The organism is Bradyrhizobium sp. SZCCHNS30572 (genome assembly GCF_032484415.1).
In the GTDB taxonomy this organism is placed as follows: domain Bacteria; phylum Pseudomonadota; class Alphaproteobacteria; order Rhizobiales; family Xanthobacteraceae; genus Bradyrhizobium.
In genome coordinates this window covers 226,913-248,599 of record NZ_JAUESY010000003.1, presented here as the reverse complement: position 1 = coordinate 248,599, position 21,687 = coordinate 226,913, and the positions used below count along the sequence as shown (strand labels likewise).

Here is a 21,687-nt window from a genome sequence, read left to right as displayed (position 1 = left end):
AAATTGACGTTTTCGCCAGCCAAAAATGTCAACTTAACTGGACGTTTCCTGTTGCGCTGCAAGGACGCCCGCGCGCTCGGCGGCGTTGACGATCAGGCCCGCGATCCTGGCCGGCTGCTCCTCATGGGCCAAATGACCAAGGCCCTCAATGAGTTCGAGCTGCGCCTGGGGCACCAATCGCTGGACGCGACGCGCGACGTCTGGCGGGATGGCGCGATCATTCGCGGCCGCGACCAGAAGCAGCGCGGTCTTCAACCGCGGCAGCTCGCGGCCAAGCGGATGCAGGTCCCAGTTCGCCATCATCTCGAGCGCGGCGCCGACATGGCCGGGGCTGCCGACCAGCCGCCGATACAGCCGCTCGCCTGTCGCGTCGATCGTCGAGCCAGTGCCCTTCAGCAGCCGATGCACCGCCGCCGGATCGCGGCCCCGCCAGGCGAACAGCCGCGGCACCAGCGGATTGAGCGCCATCATCTTGGCGAGCGGCGACAGGAACTGCGCGGCCGCGCCGCCGAACGGCAGATAGGCGCCATTGAGGCTGACGATCAGCTTCGGCCTGATGAGATTGTCGAGCGTCATGCGCGTCAGGATCGCCGCGCCCGCGGAATGGCCGATCGCGATTTCAGGCGCGATCGCAAGCTTCTCGCAGAGGCCAGCGAGATCGCGCGACATGCCGTCGAGCGACAGCCGCCGCCCATGCGGCGTGGAGGTGAAGCCGTGGCCGGAGAGATCCGGCGCGACGACGGTGAAGTGCCTGGCGAGCAGCGGCGCGAGATCGCGCCAGGAATGGGTCGCGGCTCCCGTGCCATGGGCGAGCAGCGCAACGGGCCCCTCGCCCATGATCTGAACATGCCAGCGCAGGCCCGCGGCCTCGACGAAGCGGCTGGCTGCGCGGTTGGGCCAGTCGCTGCCGTCGACGCTCCAGTTCGGCTTGTCGCTCATGCCGGCCCACGCGGTTGGACGCCGCCGGCATCGTCAACGATCGGCCGCGCGCGTCAGGAAATCATCGTAGCTGGCGACGACTTTATCAAGCTGTTCGAAATGCGGCATCGCGCCGGTCTGCATCACCTCGATCTGCCAGTTGAGCAGAGCCGCGACGGCGTGCTTGCCGTGATAGTCGACGAAATCGCCGCGCACGCCATGCACCATCCAGACCGGCATCGCCAGTGCCTGGTAGAGCTTCAGGGCATTGGTGCTGAACAGATAGCCGGAGACGAACGAATACGGCGCGTTCTCGGCGCCGGGCTGATGGGTCGTGATGTAGTCATACTCCAGCAGCCCCTCGTCGATGTCCTTGCGGCCGAAGGTCTTCTGCAGGAAGAAACGAATGCTGGCGCGCGAGGTCAGCAGGGTGAAGAAGCCGTGCTTCCACAGCGGGACGTTGAGGATGTTGCGGACCCACGGCATGGCGCGGGTCGTGTCCTTGGTGCCCGCCGACTCGGCCGCGGCCTCGGCGCGGCGATCGAAGCCGGTCGGGCTGAGCAGCGCCAAAGTGCGAAACAGGTTCGGCGCCTCGGTGCCGGCGCGCGCGGCGAACTCGCAGCCGAGCGACAACGCGATCGCGTCGATCGCGACGTCGCCATGACGGCGGCGAATTTCGTTCGTGGCGAGCAGAATCGCATCGGTCATGATGCGCGGCGTATAGATGCGGTCGGCGCGGTCCGACAGGCCGAAGCCCGGCAGGTCGAGCGCATAGACCGGACGCGTCTGGCGGTAGTGCTCGAACAGCGGCTTCATCTCGTAGGCCGTCGCCGCGGCGTTGACGCTGTGAATCAAGAGCAGCGGCCGCTGCTCCGCCGGGGCGGCGGGGCCGTCGCCATAGCAGGTGATGCGGCCCGTACGCAGATCGGCGAGTTCGAAGCTTGGCGCTGCAAGCGGCGGCGGCATCGTCACAGCGCGCGTGTCAGCCGCATGATCACTCTGTGTGGTCGAGGCGACCTGCATGGCGTGCTCCTGTGTGACGATATCGGGCGACGGCAGGCAAGCGCTGCCATACGAGTGGGTGAGCATAGCGATGACCGATCCTCTTGTCAGTCGCCGTTGGGAACGCAGCTTGACGCCGGGGGTTCCACCGCCATCAGCCGCGGCCGGCTTGCGCCATGACGGCCTGCGACAACCGTACGGCATCCGCATGAGGCAGCGCGACGTAACGCGCCTGCATCGCACCGGCGAGCTGCGCGGCCTTGTCCTGCGGGCGCGGCGAGGAATCGACCAGCACGACCGGAATGCCGGTCAACGCGAGCTGCCGTGCGGCCACCAGCGCCTCCGCCTCGGCCTCGCTGCGGCCGCCGCCATCGCGCGCGACATTCGCCCGGCCGTCGGTCATCAAAACGATCGTCGGCGTCTGGCCCTTGGCCTTCACGGCGAGCGCGAGCTCGGTTGCGCCCCAGATCGCCGCCGACAGCGGTGTGCCGCCGCCGCCGGGCAGCGCCGCGAGGCTGCGCTTGGCGCGCGTCAGCGAGCGCGTCGGCGGCAGCAGCAGCTCGGCGCCCCTGCCGCGGAACGCGATCAGCGCGACCTCGTCGCGGCGAATGTAGCATTCGGCCAGCAGCAGCTCGACGGCGCCCTTCACTTCCGCAAGCCGCTGCAAGGCCGAGGAGCCGGAAGCATCGACGACGAAGATGGTCGTGGTGCCCGAGCGCTGCTTGAAGCGGGTGATCCGAATGTCGTCCTTGTGCACGATCAGCCGGCCACTCTTGCCGGAATGTTGCGTCCGCCGCCGCAGCGGCTGCCACGGCGCTGCCGCGCGCAAGGTCTCGAGCACGTTGAGCCGCGCGCCGGCGCGCCATTCGCCGCGACGCGCGCCAATCGGACGGCCGCGCTTCGGCACCTTCTGAGCGGTGCCCTGCTTGCTGACGCTGCTGCTGCGGACGCGGGTCGCGCGTTCCTCTTGCAGCCGCTTCAGCAGGTCGACTGGAATGGCCGCCTGCGCCGCTTCGACCACGCGATCCTCGAGCGAACCGTCCTCGCTGCGGTCGTCGTCCTCACTCTCGGCCCACTCATTCTCGGGCTCCGGCGCCTCGCTGTTCTCAGTCTCGTCATCCGCTGCGGGCAGCCGGGTGGCGCGCGGCGCCAGCACCAGCCGCGCGGCGCAGGCGATGTGCGCTTCGGCGACTTCGACCTCACCATCAAGGGCCGCTGCGATGCGCGCGACGCGACAGGCGAGCAGCGGCGCGCGCAGCGAGTCGATGCCGAGCGCGCAGGCCGTCATCGTCAGCGCCGCGATCGCGTCGTCCGACGAACGGACCTGCGGCAGCCGCGCACGCGCTGCTGCGATGTCCGACGATTTGAACAGGCTCTCGCCGAGATCGACGCGCGCAACTTTGCTGAGATCGAGATGGCAGGCCAGGCGGTCGGCCAAGGCAGGCGACACGCGCTCATCACCGATGCCCTCGTCGAGCGCAATCAGTCCGAGCCGAGCCGGTGCGCGCAGCGACATGCCATCGCGCTCGATGCTGATAGCCCCGGTGTCGACGGCAACACAGAGATGTGCGACCGTCGACCGCGACATGCGCTCGGCCATCACGGCGATCAGCCCGCCGCCATCGGCATCGGCGAGCAGCCCACGTTGCAGCACCGGCCGCCCCGCCTGCAACGTCGCGGCGAGATCGAGGCCGCCAAGCAGGCGATCGTCCGAGATCGACGGCGGCAGCTTGCGCAAGGGTGTCGACGGCGGCATCAGCTCGTGCAACAGCTCCAGCCACTGCTCGCGCACCGGACCTGCGCCCGCACGCAGCAGCACCGACGCGGACGGGTCGATCGCGGCCAGAGCGGCCGCGATCATCGCATCGGCCCAGATCGCGGCGCCATCGCTCACGGCGCGAACAGCTCGTCGAGCGCGCGCTCGACCCGCACCGACGAGCCGGAATCGTCGAGCGGATTGCGCCTGAGACGGTGTCGCAACGCCATCGGCGCGACCGTCTTCAGATGGCGGTCATCGACCGCCTTTGCGCCCTCCAGCGCCGCTACCGCGCGCGCCGCCCGCATCAAGGTGAGTTCGCCACGCAGGCCATCGGTGCCGAGCGCCATGCAGAGGCGTGCGGCCTGCTCGAGCTCACGATCGGCGACCTTGACCGCTCCGATGTGCTCACGGCCCGCGAGGATACGCTTGCGCTGCTTCGCCTCCTCCTTCTCCCAATGCGCAACGAAGGCGCTGGGATCGGTCTCGAAGGCATCGCGCCGCTTGACCACCTCGATGCGCGTCGGCAGATCATTGGGCGTCTTGACCTCGACCGAGAGGCCAAAGCGATCGAGCAATTGCGGCCGCAACTCGCCCTCCTCCGGATTGCCGGTGCCGACCAGCACGATGCGGGCGGGATGGCGGATACTGAGACCGTCGCGCTCGACCACGTTCTCGCCTGACGCGGCGACGTCGAGCAGGAGATCGACGAGATGATCCTCCAGCAGATTGACCTCGTCTATATAGAGAAAGCCGCGATTGGCGCGCGCGAGCAGCCCCGGCTCGAACGATTTCTCGCCATGAGCCAGCGCACGCTCGAGATCGAGCGCGCCGACGACGCGGTCCTCGGTGGCGCCGAGCGGCAGGTCGATGACCGGAACCGGCACCTGGTGCGCCTTCAACGCCGCCGGCTTCTTTGTCTTGCCGCTCGGCTTGGAGCGCGCGCGACACGCGGCACATTGCGCAGCGACGTCGGCCGGATCGCATTGATAGGGACAGCCGATCACGGCGCTCATCGGCGGCAAGAGCGCGGCGAGCGCCCGCACCGCGGTGGATTTTCCGGCGCCGCGATCGCCAAAGGCCAGCACGCCACCGACCTTGGGATCGACAGCAGCGATCATCAGCGCCAGCTTCATCTCGTCCTGGCCGACGATGGCCGAGAACGGAAAGGCGATTCCCATGAGCGTCCCCTGCGCCGCGACGCGTTCCCGCCGCGTTGCCAGCATGAGACCACAATCAGGGGCCGCTCTTCAACCCATCAGCGCTTAACGGACGAGGCTCGGCAGATCGAGACCATTGGCCTCGGCGCAGGCGATGGCGTCCTCATAGCCGGCATCGGCGTGGCGCATCACGCCGGTCGCCGGGTCGTTCCACAGCACGCGTTCCAGCCGCCGCGCAGCGTCCGCCGTGCCGTCGGCGACGATCACCATGCCGGCATGCTGCGAATAGCCGATGCCGACGCCGCCGCCATGATGCAACGACACCCATGTGGCGCCGCTCGCACAATTGAGCAGTGCGTTGAGCAGCGGCCAGTCCGACACCGCATCCGAGCCGTCCTTCATCGCCTCGGTCTCGCGGTTCGGGCTCGCCACCGAGCCCGAATCGAGATGGTCGCGGCCGATCACGATCGGCGCCTTGACTTCGCCGCGCGCCACCATCTCGTTGAAGGCGAGGCCGAGGCGATGGCGATCGCCGAGCCCGACCCAGCAGATCCGTGCGGGGAGGCCCTGGAACTTGATGCGCTGCCGCGCCATGTCGAGCCAGTTGTGCAGGTGCTTGTTGTCGGGCAGCAGCTCCTTCACCTTGGCGTCAGTCTTGTAGATATCCTCGGGATCGCCGGACAGCGCCGCCCAGCGGAACGGGCCGACGCCGCGGCAGAACAACGGGCGAATATAGGCCGGCACGAAACCCGGGAAGTCGAAGGCATTGGCGAGGCCCATGTCCTTCGCCATCTGGCGGATGTTGTTGCCGTAGTCGAGCGTCGGGATGCCCATGGCGTGGAAATCGAGCATGGCCTGGACGTGGCCGACCATCGACGTCTTCGACGCCTGCTCGACCGCCTTCGGCTCCGAAGCACGCTTGGCTTCCCACTCTGCGAGAGTCCAGCCCTTCGGCAGATAGCCGTTGATCGGATCATGCGCGCTGGTCTGGTCGGTGACGATATCCGGCCGCACGCCACGACGCACGAGCTCGGGGAAGATCTCGGCGGCATTGCCGAGCAGGCCGACCGACACCGCCTTCTTGGTCGTCGCGGCGTCGGCCATCAGCGCCAGCGCCTCGTCGAGCGTCGTGGCCTGGCGATCGAGATAGCCGGTGCGCAGCCGCATCTCGATGCGGCTCGGCTGGCATTCGACGGCGAGCATCGAGGCGCCGGCCATGGTCGCCGCAAGCGGCTGTGCGCCGCCCATGCCGCCGAGGCCCGCGGTCAGAATCCACTTGCCGGAGAGATCACCGTTGTAGTGACGGCGGCCGACTTCGACGAATGTCTCATAGGTGCCCTGGACGATGCCCTGGCTGCCGATATAGATCCAGGAGCCGGCCGTCATCTGGCCGTACATCATCAGGCCCATTCTATCGAGCGCATTGAAGTGATCGAGCGTCGCCCAATGCGGCACGATGTTGGAGTTGGCGATCAAGACGCGCGGCGCATCCGGATGGGTGCGGAAGATGCCGACCGGCTTGCCCGACTGCACGACCAGGGTCTGATCCGCCTCGAGCTTGCGCAAGGAAGCGACGATGCGATCAAAGCTGTCCCAGTCGCGCGCGGCGCGGCCGATGCCGCCATAGACGATCAGTTCGCTCGGCTTCTCCGCCACATCAGGATCGAGATTGTTCATCAGCATGCGCAAGGGCGCTTCGGTGAGCCAGCTCTTGGCGCTGATGTCGCTGCCAATGGGGGCGCGGATCACCCGTTCGTTGTCCAGGCGTCGGTTCATGGGTCCCTCTCATCCAAGCTTGGGAAACGGATCGCGTCCGAGTGCATGCGTTGCAACCGTGGCCAACACACCGCCACCGACGAGCGCGGCCGCCTTGGCGAGATCGTCGGCCATGTAGCGGTCGTGCACCAGCGCCGGCACATGCGCGCGAAGCGCGGCAATGACGGCAGACAGCGCCGCGCTGGTGCCGTGCGGCGCTCGCAGCTCGATGCCTTGGGCGGCGACGAGCAGCTCGATGCCGATGATAGCAGCGAGATTGTCGGCCATGTCGTACAGTCGGCGCGCCGCATGTGCAGCCATCGAGACGTGGTCTTCCTGGTTGGCGCTGGTCGGCGTCGAGTCGATCGAGCACGGCAGCGCGCGCTGCTTGTTCTCGGCGAACAGCGCCGCGGCCGTCACCTCGGCGATCATGAAGCCGGAGTTCAGGCCCGGCTCCGGCGTCAGGAACGGCGGCAGGCCGAAGTTCAGCGCGGGATCGACCAGCGTCGCGATGCGCCGCTCGCTGATCGCGCCGAGCTCGGACAATGCCAGCGCGATCTGGTCGGCGGCAAACGCCACCGGCTCGGCGTGGAAATTGCCACCAGAGATGATCTCGCCGGTGTCGGCCAGCACCAGCGGATTGTCGGTAACGGCATTAGCCTCGGTGACGAGCGTACGCGCGGCCTGCGTCAGCAGATCGAGCGCGGCGCCGGCGACCTGCGGCTGGCAGCGCAGACAATAGGGATCCTGCACGCGCTCGTCGCCTTCGAGATGCGACAGCCGTATGGCGCTGCCGTCGAGCAGTTCGGTGAGCACGCGGCCGGCTGCGATCTGGCCGGGATGACCGCGCAGCGCCTGAATTTCGGGCCGGAACGGCGCCGTCGAAGCCATCGCCGCATCGACCGACAGTGCGCCCATCACCAGGGCAGCGTTGAGCAGATCATGCGCGCGGAACAGGCCGGCGAGCGCATAGGCCGTCGAGAACTGCGTGCCGTTGATCAGCGCCAGCCCTTCCTTCGGCCCGAGCGTAACCGGCGTGAGGCCGGCGCGCGCCAGCGCCTCGCGGCCCGGCACGAGCCGGCCGTCGACGAAGGCCTGGCCTTCGCCGATCATGACGGCGGTCATATGCGCGAGCGGCGCGAGATCGCCGGAGGCGCCGACCGAGCCCTGCTGCGGCACAAAGGGCGATACGCCGCGCGCCAGCATCGCCTGCAACTGTTCGATGATCTCACAGCGCACGCCGGAGGCGCCGCGACCGAGCGAGATGATCTTCAACGCCATCATCAGCCGCACCACCGGCTCAGGCGTCGCGGGGCCGACGCCGCAGCAATGCGAGAGAATGAGATTGCGCTGGAGCTGGGCCGTCTGGTCAGGCGGGATGCGCTTGGAAGCCAGCTTTCCGAAGCCGGTGTTGATGCCATAGACCGGCTCGGCGCCCTGCGCCGCCTTCGCCACGATCCCTGCTGCCGCTTCGACACGCGGCCAATACGCCGAATCCAGCATGAGCGACGCGCCGGTGTAGACGCGCACAAGATCATCGAGGCTGACGTGGCCGGGCTCTGCGATGATCGCGCTCATTGGCCCCTCCACACGCGCCGGTGCAGCGGGTTGAAGCCCATGCGGTAGACCAACTCCGCGGGACGGCCGATGTCCCAGATCGCAAGATCGCACCACTTGCCGGCCTCCAGCGTGCCGGTCTCGGCCAGCAAGCCCAAGGCCCGGGCGCCTTCGCGCGTGACGCCGGCGATGCATTCATCGACCGTCATCCGGAACAAGGTCGCCGCCATGTTCATGGTCAGCAGCAACGAGGTCAGCGGCGACGAGCCCGGATTGCAGTCGGTCGCCAGCGCGAGCTTTACGCCGTGCTTGCGAAACAGCTCGACCGGCGGCTTCTGCGTCTCGCGGATGAAGTAGAACGCTCCGGGAAGCAGCACGGCGACCGTCCCGGCCCGAGCCATCGCCGCGGCACCAGCCTCGTCGGTATGCTCGAGATGATCGGCGGACAGCGCGCCGAACTCGGCCGCGAGCGCGGCGCCGCCGAGGTTCGACAACTGATCGGCATGCAGCTTGACCCGCAGGCCGAGCGCCTTGGCCGCCGCGAACACGCGCGATGTCTGCGCAGCGGAGAAAGCGATATTTTCCATGAATGCGTCGACCGCATCGGCGAGGCCTGACCTGGCAACCGCCGGCAGCATCTCGTTGCAGACGAGGTCGATGTAGCGGTCCTTGTCGCCACCGGCTTCGACCGGCAACGCATGCGCGCCGAGAAAGCTGGTGCGCACGCTGACCGGCCGCTGGCTGCCGAGCGCGCGGGCTGCGGACAATTGTCGCAGCTCTGTCGCGGCCTCCAGGCCATAGCCGGATTTGATCTCGATCGTCGTGACGCCTTCGGCGAGTAGCGCATCGAGCCGCGGCAGCGCGCGGGCGATCAATTCCTGTTCGCTGGCGGCGCGCGTCGCCGCGACGGTGGACACGATGCCACCGCCGGCACGCGCGATCTCCTCATAGCTCGCGCCGGCGAGCCGCAGCTCGAACTCGTGCGCACGGTCGCCTCCAAAGACAAGATGGGTGTGGCAGTCGACGAGACCCGGCGTGATCCAGCGTCCCTCGCAATCGATGCGCTCGGGCGCATCTCCATCTGCCGGAAACTCCGATTGCGGACCGGCAAAGGCGATGCGGCCATCGCGCGCAGCGATCACGCCCTGCTCGATCACGCCGAGGCCCGGCTGCCCCTCGCACAAGGTCGCGAGCCGCGCATTCTGCCAGATCCGGTCGAAACGCTGGGCCATGCTGCCTCCCCCTTCACGAAAGCTTGACGGGCGATATGTCTATACATAAACTTAGCTCCGCCGTCCTGTCCAGCGGGCTTATCGATCATGGCGTCACTGCACTTCGCATCCGCGCTTCTGCCCAGGGGGTGGGCCGAGGACGTGCAGGTCGTCATCAGCAATGGCGCAATCGAGTCGGTATCCGCCGGCGTGCCTCCGACCTCCGACGACGAGCAACATGAGGTAGCGATCCCCGGCATCGCCAGCCTGCACAGCCACGCGTTCCAGCGCGGCATGGCCGGGCTTGCCGAGATCAGCGGCCACTCGACGGATACGTTCTGGACCTGGCGCGAGACGATGTACCGTTTCGCCCTGTCGATGCGCCCCGAGGATGTCGAGGCGGTCGCGGTCCTGCTCTATGTCGAGATGCTGGAGCGCGGCTTCACGCGGGTCGGTGAATTCCATTATCTGCACCACGATCGCGACGGTACGCCTTACGCCGATGTCTCCGAGATGGCGGGGCGCATCGCCGCGGCGGCCCAGACATCCGGCATCGGCCTGACCCTGCTACCGAGCTTCTACGCGCATGGCGGCTTTGGCGGCGCGGCGCCGCATGACGGCCAGCGGCGCTTCATCTGCGATATCGATCAGTTCGCCAAACTGCTGACGGCCTCCCGCAAGGCGATCAGCTCGCTTCATGGCGCCAATCTCGGCATCGCGCCACACAGCCTGCGGGCGGTCGCGCCGGATGAACTGGCCGCGCTGCTGCCGCTCGCCGAGGGTGGCCCGATCCACATTCACGCCGCCGAACAGGTGAAGGAGGTCGAGGACTGCCTCGCCTGGTCCGGCCAGCGCCCGGTGCAATGGCTGCTCGATCACCACGACGTCGATGACCGCTGGTGCCTGATCCACGCGACGCATATGACGGCGGATGAAACGGCGGCGCTTGCGAGGAGCGGCGCGACGGCGGGCCTTTGTCCGGTCACCGAAGCCAGCCTCGGCGACGGCATCTTCCCGGCACGCGACTATCTGCGCGCGCGTGGGCGCATCGGCGTCGGGACCGACTCGAACGTGCTGGTCGGCGTGAGCGACGAGTTGCGCCAGCTCGAATACGGCCAGCGGCTGACGCATCGTGAGCGCAACGTGCTGACGTCAGGTCCGGATGCGTCGACAGGCCGCACGCTCTTGGATGCCGCTCTTGCTGGCGGCGCACAGGCGCTGGCGCAACCGCTCGCCGGCCTGCAGGTCGGCGGCCGCGCCGACATCCTCACGCTCGATCTGTCGCATCCGTCGCTCGCAGGGCGAACGCGCGATGCGCTGCTCGACGGCTGGATCTTCGCGACGTCGCACGGCGCCATTGATTGTGTCTGGGCCGGCGGCGCCAAGGTCGTGCAGGGAGGCCATCATCGGTCGCGCGAGGCGGCAAGGCGCGGCTTTAACACGGCGGTGCGGAGGCTGCTCGCATGAGCCTCGCCGATGACAGCGCCAAGCCGGGAGCCGGCACGCTCTACAAGACGATCCGACAGGACATCGAGCGCCGCATCCTCACCGGCGAATGGCCGCCCGGCCACCGCATCCCGTTCGAGCACGAGATCATGGAGCATTACGGCTGCTCACGCATGACCGTGAACAAGGCACTATCGGAGCTCGCCCAGGCCGACCTGATCGAGCGGCGTCGCCGTGCCGGAACGTTCGTGCGGCGTCCGCAGTTCCTGTCGGCGGTGCTGAAGATCCCCGACATCCGCGCCGAGATCAGCGCGCTCGGCCGCGCCTATGGCTATGAACTGATCTCATCGACGCGCCGCACCGCCAACGCCGCCGATCGTGAGCGCCTCGGTGTCAAGACACCGTGCAAGATCATCGCGATCCGCTGCCGGCACAGCGCCGACAACGTCCCGTTCGCGATCGAGGATCGCCTGATCGATCTCGACGCCGTACCCGATGCCGCGAAGGCGAATTTCAAGATCGATCCACCGGGCTCCTGGCTGCTGCATCACGTGCCCTGGACCGAGGCGGAGCACGCGATCAGCGCCATCGTCGCCGACGACGCAATCGCCGAAGGCCTCGACATCGCGGTCGGCGCACCCTGCCTCGTGATCGAGCGCCACACCTGGCGCAAGGGGCAGCCGCTCACGGCTGTCAGGCTGATCTATCCCGGCGAGCAGCATCGCCTCGTGGCGCGGTTCAGGGGCAGCGAATGAGACAGCTCACCCGCGCCCGAACTGAGCATGGGATTTGCAAGCACGCTTGCAGAGATGAGCGGAGATCGCAGCCATCACGGCTGCGAGCCGCACGAAGGGCTTTCTTCTCACAGCAAAGGACGATGACGATGCGCAGATTTGGGCTACTCGCAGTAACTGCCGCGCTCCTGGCCTCGACGACCGCCTATGCCGACGACGTCAAGGTCGGTATCGGCATTTCCGGCTGGACCGGTTTTGCGCCGCTGACCTTGGCGAAGGAAGCCGGCATCTTCAAGAAGAACGGCCTCGACGTCACCATCAAGAAGATCCCGCAGAAGGATCGCCACCTCGCCATCGCCGCCGGTGACGTGCAGTGCGCGGCGACCACGGTCGAGACCTGGATCTCCTGGAACGCCAACGGCGTCGCCACCAAGCAGATCTTCCAGCTCGACAAGAGCTACGGCGCCGACGGCATGGCCGTGCGTAACGACATCGCCTCCATCAAGGACCTCAAGGGCAAGACCGTCGCAGCATCCGCGCCCGGCACCTCGCCCTATTTCGGGCTGGCCTGGATGCTCAAGAAGAACGGCCTCACGGTGAAGGACGTCACCATCGTGAACCTGGAGCCGGCCGCGGCCGCGCAGGCCTTCGTCTCCGGCCAGAACGACGCGGCGATGACCTACGAGCCGTATCTGTCGACGGTGCGCGCCGCTCCCGACAAGGGCAAGATCATCGCCACCACCCTGGATTATCCGATGGTGATGGACACCTTCGGCTGCACGCCGAAATTCCTCACCGAGAACCCCAAGGCCGCCAAGGCGCTCGCCGACAGCTACTACGAGGCGCTCGACATGATCGCCAAGGACCAGGCCAAGGCCTATGAGATCATGGGTGCCGACGTGAAGCAGACGGCTGAGCAGTTCGGCAACTCCGCGAAGTATCTGCGCTGGCAGGACAAGGCCGCGAGCCAGAAGTTCTTTGAGACGGAGTTCAAGACCTTCAACAAGGAGGCGGCCGAGCTCCTGCTCGAGGTCGGCATCATCAAGCAGATCCCGAAGATCGAGGATCTGTATGATGCGAGCTTCATCAAGTAGGCGCTGAAGGGTGCCCCGCACGATCCGTCATTGCGAGCGAAGCGAAGCAATCCAGGGCCCAGCGTGAGACTCTGGATTGCTTCGTCGCTCGCTCCTCGCAATGACGGTGTTGAGGCATCCCGCCCGATATTGAGCAGCGTATTCCGAAGCCAACTCAACATCAGCGGCCCGCGCCCCCTCGCGGGCCGCACCCAACACGAAAGCCCGATCCGTGATCCGACCTCTCGAACCCGTCAGCGCCAGATCGAGAACCGCGCTCGGCCTCGCCTTCTTCGTCGTCTTCGTCGCGGCGTGGTCGCTGGCGACGTTTGGCGGCTATGTGCCGAAGACGTTCCTGGCAGATCCCTTGACCATGCTGCGCGAGGGCTGGGACCTGCTGGTCAAGTTCGGCTTCCTCACCGACATCGGCATGACCGTCTGGCGCGTCGTCGGCGGTTTCGTGCTCGCGGCCGTCATCGCCGTTCCGCTCGGCCTCCTGATGGGCGCCTACAAGCCGATCGAGGCGTTCCTCGAGCCGTTCGTCTCGTTCGCGCGTTATCTGCCCGCCTCCGCTTTCATCCCGCTCCTGATCCTGTGGGCCGGCATCGGCGAGTTGCAGAAGCTCCTGATCATCTTCATCGGCTCGGTGTTCCAGATCATCCTGATGATCACGGTCACCGTCGGCAACACGCGGCGCGATCTCGTCGAGGCAGCCTATACGCTCGGCGCCAGCGATCGCGGCATCATCGGCCGCGTGCTGCTGCCCTCGGCGGCGCCCGACATAGCCGAGATCCTGCGGCTGGTGCTCGGCTGGGCCTGGACCTACGTCATCGTCGCCGAGCTGATCGGCTCGTCCTCCGGCATCGGCCACATGATCACCGACAGCCAGGCGCTACTCAACACCGGGCAAATCATCTTCGGCATCATCATCATCGGCCTGATCGGGCTGATCTCGGATTTCCTGTTCAAGGCATTCAACGCCTGGCTGTTCCCGTGGAAGCTCGCATGACCACGCTCGTCATCGACAAGGTCTCACGCACGTTCTCGGCCCGCCAGGGCCGCGCGCCGACGCGCGCGCTGGAGCCGGTCGAGCTCACCATCGGCAACAACGATTTCGTCACCATCCTCGGCCCCTCCGGCTGCGGCAAGTCGACCCTGCTGCGCATCGTCGCCGGGCTCGATCATCCGACCAGCGGCAAGGTGCTGCTCGATGGCCGCGAGGTGACCGGACCCGGCGCCGATCGCGGCATGGTGTTCCAGTCCTACACGCTGTTTCCCTGGCTCACCGTGCGTGAGAACATCGCCTTCGGCCTGCGCGAGCGCGGCGTGCCTGAGGACAAGCGCAACGCCGTCGCCGACCGCTTCATCCAGCAGATCGGCCTCAAGGGTTTCGAGAACCATTGGCCCAAGCAGCTCTCCGGCGGCATGCAGCAGCGCTGCGCGATCGCGCGGGCGCTCGCCAATGATCCCAAAATCCTGCTGCTCGACGAGCCGTTCGGCGCGCTCGACAACCAGACCCGCGTGCTGATGCAGGAGATGCTGCTCGGCATCTGGGAGCGCGACCAGAAGACGGTGCTGTTCGTCACCCACGACATCGAGGAGGCGATCTTCCTCGGCAGCCGCGTGCTGGTCATGAGCGCCCGCCCCGGCCGCGTCAAGGCCGACATCAAGATCGAGCTGCCGCATCCCCGCTCCTACAAGATCAAGACGTCGCCGGAGTTCGTCGCGCTGAAGGAGCGGCTGGTGGAGGAGATCCGGGCCGAGGCGCTGAAGGTGGCCGCGGAGGCGTGACGCCGCGCTGTCGCGGTGCGCGGTGTTTAACTGTGCGCTCAAACTGGCGGTGATGCTTGCGGAAACATACCCCTCACCCAAGTGAGTGTGCCGCGCTGTCTTACATGCCCTCTCCCACAAGGGGAGAGGGCGCAGTAACTGGCCCTGCGCTGGCTCGAATGGCGAGCAGTACTTTCCCAACGATCGCCGCGACAAGACTGCCCGATACAGCGCCCTCGCCCCTTGTAGGAGAGGGCATCGCCGGCCCACCCGCGGGCTCGCTCAGGTGAGGGGTCTCTCTCGGCAACCAACGCTGGTCGACGCCGAACTAACTCAAAGGCTGCTGCGATCGAGCCCCGGCGGACCTCGCCCTCGGCCGGCTCCGCCGCATCCGCTTCAGCCACGGCACCAAGTGAAACGCGCTCATCAGCAGATACATGACCGTCATGTCGCCGAGCGGCGCGCCCGCCGGCATCGCCGAGCAGATCATATCTGCCCGGCCGTCGCGGGCCATGGCGTTCAGCACCGCCATCAACGCGAAGGTCGGCGCCGCAGCAAAGCGGAGTGCCTCAGCGAGGTCCGGCATCACGCGCCGCTTGGACGGGACGAACGCCATGGCTTCACTCCCTGCTCTCAGCGCGCCGCGTATTCGTCGCGGCGGCGCCACCACACGCCCTGCTCGTTGCGGCCCTTCGGCGCGCGGTCGAGCCACTGATAGGCGCCCCACAGCCCATCGAGGCCACGGGCGTAGCTCGAATAGGTGTGGTAGACGACGCCGCCTTCGACAATGAAGGCACTCATGCCCGGGCGGTCGCGCATGAAGGTGGCGCCGTCCGTGCCGGTGCCGGCGGCGACTTCCGCCACCATGGCCGGGACGTCGGACGGCTTCATCGGCGGGCTGGTGCGGTAGTTGTACTCGGTGCCCCCCTGGCGCTGCTGCTCCTCGGTGATCGCGACATTGAAGTCGAAGTTGAAATCGCTGCTCGCCGACGACGCCCAGGGGAAGCTCCAGCCCATGCGGCTCTTGTAGGCCCTGAGCTTCGCCAGCGGCGCGCGCGACACCGCCCACAGCATCACGTCGTGATTGGCGAGATGGACCTGGAAGCCGTTGAAGCCGTCGGCGATCATCGAGCAGGACGGGCAGCCGGCCTGGAAGTCGGGGCCGAACATGAAGTGATAGACGAGGAGCTGCGAGCGGCCCTGGAACAGATCGGGCAAGCTGGCAGGCCCCTCCTCGGTATCGAAGCGATAGGCCTTATCGACGCGCACCCAGGGCAAGGCCTGGCGACGCTGCGCCAGTTCATCGCCGCGGCGGGTGAACTCCTTCTCGGCCTGCAGCAAATCGAGGCGTGCCTTGAGCCAGTCTTCGCGAGTTCCGGTGAGATGCATGGTCATGTCGGTGTTCCTTTTGCGTGTTGACCGCATCTGAGACTAGGATCGCCGCGGGAGGAATGCGGAGTGACAAGTGTGGCGGGATTTGCATGGACTCGCTGATCTCGGCGGCGGCACAGGCGCTGGCCGCGGGTGATCCGCTCGGCGCGCTCAATCGCGTCGCGCTGCGCGACGATCCGCCGGCGCTGGCGCTGCGCGGCATCGCGATGGCCAGGCTCGGCGATGTCATCAGGGCGAAGGCGCTGCTGCGCCAGGCCGCGCGCAGCTTCGGCCCGAAGGCGGCCATGGCCCGCGCCCGCTGCGCCGTGGCGGAGGCCGAGATCGCGCTGGCGGCGCGCGATCTGTCATGGCCGACGAAGGCGCTGGCCGAGGCGCGCGCAACGCTGGAGCAGCACGGCGACCGCACCAATGCCGCCTATGCGCGGAGCCTCGAAATCCGGCGCATGGTCCTCATCGGCCACCTCGATGACGCCGAGCGGGGGCTCGCCGATCTCGATCCCTCGCCGCTGCAGCCGGCGGCGCGCACCATCTATGAACTGATCGTCGCCGGCCTGGCGCTGCGCCGCCTGCAGACCAAGGCGGCGCAGGCGGCGCTCGAGCGGGCCGGAGCCATGGCCTGGCGGACGCGGAGTCCGGAGCTGCAAGCCGAGGTCGAGCGGCTCGCGGCCACGCTGTCCGCGCCGGCCGCTCGCTTGATCCGAGGAGGCGAGCAACGGCTGCTGCAGCTCGATGAGGTCGAAGCGCTCTTCCGATCCGACGGCCTGATCGTCGATGCCTGCCGGCTCGTGGTGCGCCAGGGCAGCTTCGCCGTGCCGTTGGCGCGGCGTCCGGTGTTGTTTGCTCTCGCCCGCAGGCTGGCGGAGGCGACGCCCGATGATGTCTCGCGATCGGAGCTGATCGCCACGGCTTTCCGCGGCAAGGAAGCCGATGAGTCGCATCGCGCCCGCTTGCGTGTCGAGATCGGGCGCTTGCGCCGGCTCTTGAAAGACATGGCCGACGTCAATGCGACGCGCGACGGCTTTGCCCTGCTGCCGCGCGATGGCCGCCGCGTCGTCGTACTGGCACAGCCGATCGAGGACGAGAATGCGCCCGTGCTCGCCTGCCTCGCCGACGGCGAGGCGTGGTCGAGCTCCGGCCTTGCGCTGGCGCTCGGCGCCAGCCAGCGCACGATGCAGCGCGCGCTCGACGCGCTCGCTCTGTCCGGCAAGGTCCAGTCGTTCGGCCGCGGCCGCGCGCAGCGCTGGACCTGTCCGGTGGTGCCGGCATTCGCGACCAGCTTGTTACTCCCGGCGTGGTCGTCGCTCGATTAGCGTTCGGCCGTCAGCAATGGAGAAGGTCATGACACGCGCACCTGCAGAGATCATCCGCGAATACGGCCCGTTCGACGGCACCGACCGAGTCAACGGCGTCAGCTATGACGGCAAGCAGGTGTGGATTGCGACCGGCGCCAGCATCAAGGCGTTCGATCCTGCCGACGGCGCGGTCCGCAAGTCGCTCGACGTGCCCTCGCATGCCGGGACCGCCTTCGATGGCAAGCATCTCTATCAGATCGCCGAAGATCGCATCCACAAGGTCGATCCCGACAGTGGCCGCGTGCTCGCGACGATCCCGGCGCCCTCGGGCGGTGGCGATTCCGGGCTGGCCTGGGCTGAAGGGTCGCTCTGGGTTGGTGCCTATCGCGACCGCAAGATCCACCAGATCGATCCGGCAACTGGGCAGATCCTGCGCAGCATTTCCTGCACGCGCTTCGTCACCGGCGTGACCTGGGTGGATGGCGAGCTCTGGCACGGCACCTGGGAGGACGATGTCAGCGACATCAGGCGCATCGATCCCGCGACCGGCGAGGTGCTCGATCAGCTCGACATGCCGGTCGGCACCGGCGTCTCCGGCATGGAGTCCGACGGGAGCGAGACGCTGTATTGCGGCGGCGGCGGCAGCGGCAAGGTCCGTGCGGTCAGGCGGCCGAAGCAGGCACGGGGGTAACACGCAAATGAGCCACAGCAGGCTCAGCGAGCGGAGGCAGCCTACTTCGCGATGGATGTGAACGCCGCCTTGCGAAAGTTGGCGTTGGCTTCCTCGCGCGTCTGCAACTGCTGGCCGCCGCCGCCGATCGGCTTGGTCGGCGTGATCACGGAGAACAGGACGAAGCCGCCCGCCTTGCGCGGGAAGATGAAGTACTCGGCGATGTCCGACTTCTCGCTGTCCTCGCAGGACGACATGCCGCGGAACACCACCGCGCTGTCGACCAGCTCGCTGTTGCGGGCGGAGATGAACTTGCCTTTGCAGTCGCGCGCGTCGTTGCCGATGATCGTGGCTGCGACTTCCAGGCCGTCCAGGTTGCGCTGCGGCGGCACGATCCGGACGAAGCCGGTGGCATTGTCCGCCTTCCAGGCGACGCCGCCTGCGGTCAGCCACACTGGCCGTTCGCCGCCGCCGAGGATCGCCGGATGCGACAGCGCCGCCTTCAGAATGAAGTTGGAGGCGATCTGCATCGCCTCGAGCTGCAGCTCGGGCGAATCCTCGGACGCACGTGCCGGCTGCACGCTCGCCGTCGCGGCCGGCGTGGTCGCGACGGGGGGCACGGCCTGACGCTGCGCCGAAGCGGCGCCGGGCTGCACCGTGAAGTTCGTCGCCGCGGCCATCCCACCGGCATTGATCATGCGCACACAGTTCGCCAGCGAGGGCAACAGCACGGAGGTGCCGTTGAGATCGAACTGGAACAGGTTGCCCTGTGCGAAGGCGGACATCGTCCGCGCCGCCCGGAACGCCTTGATCAGGCTGGAATCGTTCGGCATCGGAACCACGACCATGTTGGCCGACCAGACCGAGCCCTCGACATTGTACGAATTGCGGCCGTCGAAGCTGAGCACGATGGGAAACTTCTGCCCCTGCGACAGCGACCAGCTCGGATGAATGAAGGCGAGCGCCCAATTGTAGGTCGGCAGCGCGAGCACGCCGAAATTGATGCCGCTCTTGTAGCTCGCCGAGGCAATGCAGCTGGAGAACTTGCCGGTGTTGTCGTCAGTATAGGCGCCGCCCGACCATCCGGCGACCGAGATCGTGCCATACGGTCCCTTCGCATAGGCAGCCGCTATCAAGGACGCCTCGATCAGCGCCACTGAGGTCAGTATCAGGACCGACAGCATCGCGCCAAGGATTGCCCGCCGCACCGTCATCGCACATCCCCGTTTTTGCCGCATTGTTGCAATTCCCGCGGCTACGTCAAGTAGATCCCGAGCGCGTTCGTCTACCCCAGGAATAGAACGACTGCGGCCTGCCGCGGGCTCAACCACACAAGATGTCGCGGTCGCCATCCACAGCCCTTCATGGGGGCGTCATCGAACTCCGCTAGCGCTCACGAGGTCTCAAGAAGGGATCTCGCCAAATGTCCGCCACGCTGCCTGTCCTGGGCGCCGCCCTCTCCGTCAAATCGATTCCGGCCCACACCGACTGGCTGCTCGAGCGCCAGCGGGATCTCGAGATCCAGGACTTCTTCCGCGCGGACCTGCTCGACAGCGACTGGCGCAGCACCGCCAAGGATATCAAGTCGATGCTGTCGGGCCACACCGGCCGGCTCGGCATCCACGGCCCGTTCTGGGGCTTCACCATCGCCAGCCACGACCCGATGATCCGCCGCGCGGTGACCAAGCGGCTACTGCAGGGCCTGGAAGTCGCACAGTTCCTCGGCGCCACCCAGATGGTGATCCACTCGCCCTACACGACCTGGGACTACAACAACATCGACATGCTGCCGGACAATCGCGAGCAGCTGATCGAGCGTGTCCGTGCGACGCTGTCCGACGTCATCGCCTCGGCCGAGCAGGCCAATTGCGAGCTGGTGATCGAGAACATCGAGGACAAGGATCCGCTGGATCGCGTCACGCTTGCCAAGGCGCTGGGCAGCAGCAAAGTGCGCGTGTCGCTCGACACCGGCCATGCCAACTACGCGCATCATTCCACCGGCGCGCCGCCGGTCGACTACTATGTCGATGCCGCCGGCGACATGCTGACCCATGTCCATCTGCAGGACACCGATGGCTACGCCGACCGTCACTGGGCGCCGGGCGAAGGCAACATCCGCTGGGTCGCCGTGTTCCGCGCACTGACGAAGCTGAATTCGAATCCGCGCCTGATCCTCGAACTGCGCAACCATGATCACGTCAAGGCCGGCGCCGCGTATCTCGCCTCGCTCGGCCTCGCCCAATAAGCCAACGCGTCCTCGCGACCCGATCCCATCGTTTCAGACAACCTCAGACGACAGAGAGATTGCCATGACCAAGCTCACCCGCCGCGGCCTGCTCGGCGCCGGCGCCGCGATCGGCGGCAGCTTCATCCTGCCGCGCGTGTCGATCGCGCAGGGAGACAACCGTCCCTCGGTCACCATCGCCGTGCAGAAGGTGACCAATTCGAACGTGCTCGACGTGCTGCGCGAGCAGTCCAATGTCGGCGAGCGCGTGTTCTACTCGTCGCTCTGGGAAAGCCTGATCTCGAAGAACTTCCGCGGCAATCTCGAAGCCGTCCCCGGCCTCGCCACCGAGTGGAAGCGCATCGACGACCAGACCGTCGAATTGAAGCTGCGCCAGGGCGTCAAGTTCCACAATGGTGACGAGATGACGTCCGAGGACGTCATGTTCTCGTTCAGCCGCGAGCGCATGTTCGGCGACAGCGAGGCCAAGAGCCGCACCACCATCAAGGCGTTCGAGAAGATCCCGACGCCGCGCCCGGGCAAGGAGCTGCCGCCGGACGTGATTGGCGTCGCGCGCCGGATGTGGCCGGACCTGGTTCGCGTCGACGCCGTCGACAAATACACCGTGCGCTTCGTCAACGCGACGCCCGACGTGACCATCGAAGGCCGCCTGATGCGCTATGGCTCCGACATCATGAGCCGGCGCGGCTGGGAGGAGGCGGCGAGCTATCTCGACTGGGCGCGCAAGCCGATCACGACGGGTCCCTACAAGATCGTCGAGTTCAAGCCGGACGTGTCGCTGACGCTCGAAGCCCATGACGAATATTGGGGCGGCCGTCCGCCGCTGAAGCGCATCCGATTCCTGGAAGTGCCGGAGGTCGCGAGCCGCATCAACGGGCTCCTGTCTGGCGAATATCAGTTCGCCTGCGACATTCCGCCGGACCAGATCGCCGGCATCGAGAAGAACGCGGCGTTCGAGGTCCAGGGCGGCACCATCCTCAATCACCGTCTCACCGTGTTCGACAAGAACCACCCGCAGCTCGCCAATCCGCTGGTGCGCCGCGCCTTCACCCATGCGATCGACCGCCAGGCCATCGTCGACAGCCTGTGGGCCGGCCGCACCCGGGTGCCGAAGGGCCTGCAGTGGGAATTCTACGGCGACATGTTCATCGCCGACTGGAGCGTGCCGGCATTCGATCCGAAGCTGGCACAGGACCTGCTCAAGCAGGCCGGCTACAAGGGTGACCCGATCCCGTATCGACTGCTCAACAACTACTACACCAACCAGGTCGCGACCGCGCAGGTGCTGGTCGAGATGTGGCAGGCGGTCGGCCTCAACGTTCAGATCGAGACCAAGGAGAACTGGTCCCAGATTCTCGAGCGCGCTCCGACCCGCGCGGTGCGCGACTGGTCCAACTCGGCCGCGTTCAACGATCCCGTCTCCTCGCTCGTCGCCCAGCATGGCCCCAACGGCCAGCAGCAGCAGGTCGGCGAATGGAGCAATGACGAGCTCAATCGTCTTTCCGAATTCCTGGAGACCTCGACCGATCGCGAGGCGCGCAAGAAGGCGTTCCGCCGCATGCTGGAGATCGCCGAGCGCGAGGACCCCGCCTACACGGTGCTGCACCAGAACGCGACCTTCACCGCCAAGCCGAAGTCGATCAAGTGGAAGGCCTCGCCGGCCTTCGCGATGGACTTCCGCACCGGCAACTACGGCGCGTGACGCC

General features: G+C 67.0%; 19 protein-coding genes. 9 read left to right on the top strand and 10 right to left on the bottom strand.

All coding sequences use genetic code 11. From position 1 onward, the window contains the following. Nucleotides 1-33: 33 nt before the first annotated feature. The 7 genes from bchO to hutI form a co-directional block, all read right to left on the bottom strand. The gene (gene bchO / locus QX048_RS09400; protein WP_316169228.1) at nucleotides 34-939 is read right to left on the bottom strand and encodes an alpha/beta fold hydrolase BchO; all 906 of its coding nucleotides are present in this window, start codon (nucleotides 937-939) and stop codon (nucleotides 34-36) included. 33 nt (nucleotides 940-972) lie between these two features. Next, the gene (locus tag QX048_RS09395) at nucleotides 973-1,941 is read right to left on the bottom strand and encodes an alpha/beta hydrolase (protein WP_316169229.1); all 969 of its coding nucleotides are present in this window, start codon (nucleotides 1,939-1,941) and stop codon (nucleotides 973-975) included. A gap of 133 nt (nucleotides 1,942-2,074) precedes the next feature. Further along, a complete protein-coding gene (locus QX048_RS09390; RefSeq protein WP_316169230.1) occupies nucleotides 2,075-3,814 on the bottom strand; it encodes a magnesium chelatase subunit D in 1,740 nt (579 codons plus the stop codon). Then, nucleotides 3,811-4,857, bottom strand: a complete 1,047-nt coding sequence (gene bchI, locus QX048_RS09385; RefSeq protein ID WP_316169231.1) for a magnesium chelatase ATPase subunit I — start codon at nucleotides 4,855-4,857, stop codon at nucleotides 3,811-3,813. Before bchI ends, QX048_RS09390 begins: the two co-directional genes overlap by 4 nt. 84 nt (nucleotides 4,858-4,941) lie before the next feature. After that, complete coding sequence (gene hutU, locus QX048_RS09380; RefSeq protein ID WP_316169232.1) at nucleotides 4,942-6,612, bottom strand: urocanate hydratase; 1,671 nt, start codon at nucleotides 6,610-6,612, stop codon at nucleotides 4,942-4,944. Nucleotides 6,613-6,621: 9 nt separating this feature from the next. After that, the gene (gene hutH / locus QX048_RS09375) at nucleotides 6,622-8,169 is read right to left on the bottom strand and encodes a histidine ammonia-lyase (protein ID WP_316169233.1); all 1,548 of its coding nucleotides are present in this window, start codon (nucleotides 8,167-8,169) and stop codon (nucleotides 6,622-6,624) included. Further along, on the bottom strand, nucleotides 8,166-9,380 hold the full coding sequence (hutI, locus tag QX048_RS09370) for an imidazolonepropionase (protein ID WP_316191961.1): 1,215 nt from the start codon (nucleotides 9,378-9,380) through the stop codon (nucleotides 8,166-8,168). The genes hutH and hutI overlap by 4 nt, the downstream gene beginning before the upstream one ends. 87 nt (nucleotides 9,381-9,467) lie before the next feature. Here hutI and QX048_RS09365 point away from each other — a divergent pair, with 87 nt between their 5' ends. The 5 genes from QX048_RS09365 (at nucleotide 9,468) to QX048_RS09345 (ending at nucleotide 14,403) form a co-directional block, all read left to right on the top strand. Next, nucleotides 9,468-10,826 carry a formimidoylglutamate deiminase gene (locus tag QX048_RS09365; RefSeq protein ID WP_315714285.1) on the top strand — a complete coding sequence of 453 codons (1,359 nt, stop codon included), beginning with the start codon at nucleotides 9,468-9,470 and terminating at the stop codon, nucleotides 10,824-10,826. Beyond that, nucleotides 10,823-11,560, top strand: a complete 738-nt coding sequence (gene hutC, locus QX048_RS09360) for a histidine utilization repressor (protein WP_316191962.1) — start codon at nucleotides 10,823-10,825, stop codon at nucleotides 11,558-11,560. The genes QX048_RS09365 and hutC overlap by 4 nt, the downstream gene beginning before the upstream one ends. Nucleotides 11,561-11,688: 128 nt before the next feature. Next, a complete protein-coding gene (locus QX048_RS09355) occupies nucleotides 11,689-12,633 on the top strand; it encodes an ABC transporter substrate-binding protein (RefSeq protein WP_316191963.1) in 945 nt (314 codons plus the stop codon). Between the two features lie 214 nt (nucleotides 12,634-12,847). Then, the gene (locus QX048_RS09350) at nucleotides 12,848-13,621 is read left to right on the top strand and encodes an ABC transporter permease (RefSeq protein ID WP_316192036.1); all 774 of its coding nucleotides are present in this window, start codon (nucleotides 12,848-12,850) and stop codon (nucleotides 13,619-13,621) included. Further along, on the top strand, nucleotides 13,618-14,403 hold the full coding sequence (locus QX048_RS09345) for an ABC transporter ATP-binding protein (RefSeq protein ID WP_316191964.1): 786 nt from the start codon (nucleotides 13,618-13,620) through the stop codon (nucleotides 14,401-14,403). Before QX048_RS09350 ends, QX048_RS09345 begins: the two co-directional genes overlap by 4 nt. A 307-nt stretch (nucleotides 14,404-14,710) precedes the next feature. Here QX048_RS09345 and QX048_RS09340 read toward each other — a convergent pair whose 3' ends face one another. Together QX048_RS09340 and QX048_RS09335 are read right to left on the bottom strand one after the other, a co-directional pair. Beyond that, on the bottom strand, nucleotides 14,711-14,998 hold the full coding sequence (locus QX048_RS09340) for a hypothetical protein (RefSeq protein WP_316169236.1): 288 nt from the start codon (nucleotides 14,996-14,998) through the stop codon (nucleotides 14,711-14,713). Nucleotides 14,999-15,015: 17 nt separating this feature from the next. Beyond that, nucleotides 15,016-15,777: a DUF899 domain-containing protein gene (locus QX048_RS09335; protein ID WP_316169237.1), complete on the bottom strand. Its 762-nt coding sequence runs from the start codon at nucleotides 15,775-15,777 to the stop codon at nucleotides 15,016-15,018. An 86-nt stretch (nucleotides 15,778-15,863) separates the two neighbouring features. On the opposite strand from QX048_RS09335, the gene QX048_RS09330 reads away from it, so the two are divergent. After that, entirely contained in the window at nucleotides 15,864-17,084 is a 1,221-nt protein-coding gene (locus QX048_RS09330) for a helix-turn-helix domain-containing protein (protein WP_316200310.1), read from the top strand. A gap of 28 nt (nucleotides 17,085-17,112) precedes the next feature. Continuing rightward, the gene (locus tag QX048_RS09325) at nucleotides 17,113-17,757 is read left to right on the top strand and encodes a PQQ-binding-like beta-propeller repeat protein (RefSeq protein WP_316169239.1); all 645 of its coding nucleotides are present in this window, start codon (nucleotides 17,113-17,115) and stop codon (nucleotides 17,755-17,757) included. Nucleotides 17,758-17,798: 41 nt separating this feature from the next. Here the strand turns inward: QX048_RS09325 and QX048_RS09320 are convergent, their stop codons facing one another. After that, nucleotides 17,799-18,950, bottom strand: coding sequence for a hypothetical protein (locus tag QX048_RS09320; protein ID WP_316186756.1), 1,152 nt, complete (start codon nucleotides 18,948-18,950; stop codon nucleotides 17,799-17,801). Nucleotides 18,951-19,159: 209 nt separating this feature from the next. On the opposite strand from QX048_RS09320, the gene QX048_RS09315 reads away from it, so the two are divergent. Next, nucleotides 19,160-19,981, top strand: coding sequence for a sugar phosphate isomerase/epimerase family protein (locus QX048_RS09315; RefSeq protein ID WP_316191966.1), 822 nt, complete (start codon nucleotides 19,160-19,162; stop codon nucleotides 19,979-19,981). A gap of 64 nt (nucleotides 19,982-20,045) precedes the next feature. After that, on the top strand, nucleotides 20,046-21,683 hold the full coding sequence (locus tag QX048_RS09310) for an ABC transporter substrate-binding protein (RefSeq protein WP_316191967.1): 1,638 nt from the start codon (nucleotides 20,046-20,048) through the stop codon (nucleotides 21,681-21,683). Nucleotides 21,684-21,687: the final 4 nt, after the last annotated feature.

Excerpts from the sequence above, each read along its gene's own strand:
- bchO (WP_316169228.1), bottom strand. The coding sequence starts at position 939 with ATGAGCGACAAGCCGAACTGGAGCGTCGACGGCAGCGACTGGCCCAAC.
- QX048_RS09395 (WP_316169229.1), bottom strand. The coding sequence starts at position 1,941 with ATGCAGGTCGCCTCGACCACACAGAGTGATCATGCGGCTGACACGCGC.
- bchI (WP_316169231.1), bottom strand. The coding sequence starts at position 4,857 with ATGGGAATCGCCTTTCCGTTCTCGGCCATCGTCGGCCAGGACGAGATG.
- hutU (WP_316169232.1), bottom strand. The coding sequence starts at position 6,612 with ATGAACCGACGCCTGGACAACGAACGGGTGATCCGCGCCCCCATTGGC.
- hutH (WP_316169233.1), bottom strand. The coding sequence starts at position 8,169 with ATGAGCGCGATCATCGCAGAGCCCGGCCACGTCAGCCTCGATGATCTT.
- hutI (WP_316191961.1), bottom strand. The coding sequence starts at position 9,380 with ATGGCCCAGCGTTTCGACCGGATCTGGCAGAATGCGCGGCTCGCGACC.
- QX048_RS09365 (WP_315714285.1), top strand. The coding sequence starts at position 9,468 with ATGGCGTCACTGCACTTCGCATCCGCGCTTCTGCCCAGGGGGTGGGCC.
- hutC (WP_316191962.1), top strand. The coding sequence starts at position 10,823 with ATGAGCCTCGCCGATGACAGCGCCAAGCCGGGAGCCGGCACGCTCTAC.
- QX048_RS09355 (WP_316191963.1), top strand. The coding sequence starts at position 11,689 with ATGCGCAGATTTGGGCTACTCGCAGTAACTGCCGCGCTCCTGGCCTCG.
- QX048_RS09345 (WP_316191964.1), top strand. The coding sequence starts at position 13,618 with ATGACCACGCTCGTCATCGACAAGGTCTCACGCACGTTCTCGGCCCGC.
- QX048_RS09340 (WP_316169236.1), bottom strand. The coding sequence starts at position 14,998 with ATGGCGTTCGTCCCGTCCAAGCGGCGCGTGATGCCGGACCTCGCTGAG.
- QX048_RS09335 (WP_316169237.1), bottom strand. The coding sequence starts at position 15,777 with ATGACCATGCATCTCACCGGAACTCGCGAAGACTGGCTCAAGGCACGC.
- QX048_RS09330 (WP_316200310.1), top strand. The coding sequence starts at position 15,864 with ATGGACTCGCTGATCTCGGCGGCGGCACAGGCGCTGGCCGCGGGTGAT.
- QX048_RS09325 (WP_316169239.1), top strand. The coding sequence starts at position 17,113 with ATGACACGCGCACCTGCAGAGATCATCCGCGAATACGGCCCGTTCGAC.
- QX048_RS09320 (WP_316186756.1), bottom strand. The coding sequence starts at position 18,950 with ATGACGGTGCGGCGGGCAATCCTTGGCGCGATGCTGTCGGTCCTGATA.
- QX048_RS09315 (WP_316191966.1), top strand. The coding sequence starts at position 19,160 with ATGTCCGCCACGCTGCCTGTCCTGGGCGCCGCCCTCTCCGTCAAATCG.
- QX048_RS09310 (WP_316191967.1), top strand. The coding sequence starts at position 20,046 with ATGACCAAGCTCACCCGCCGCGGCCTGCTCGGCGCCGGCGCCGCGATC.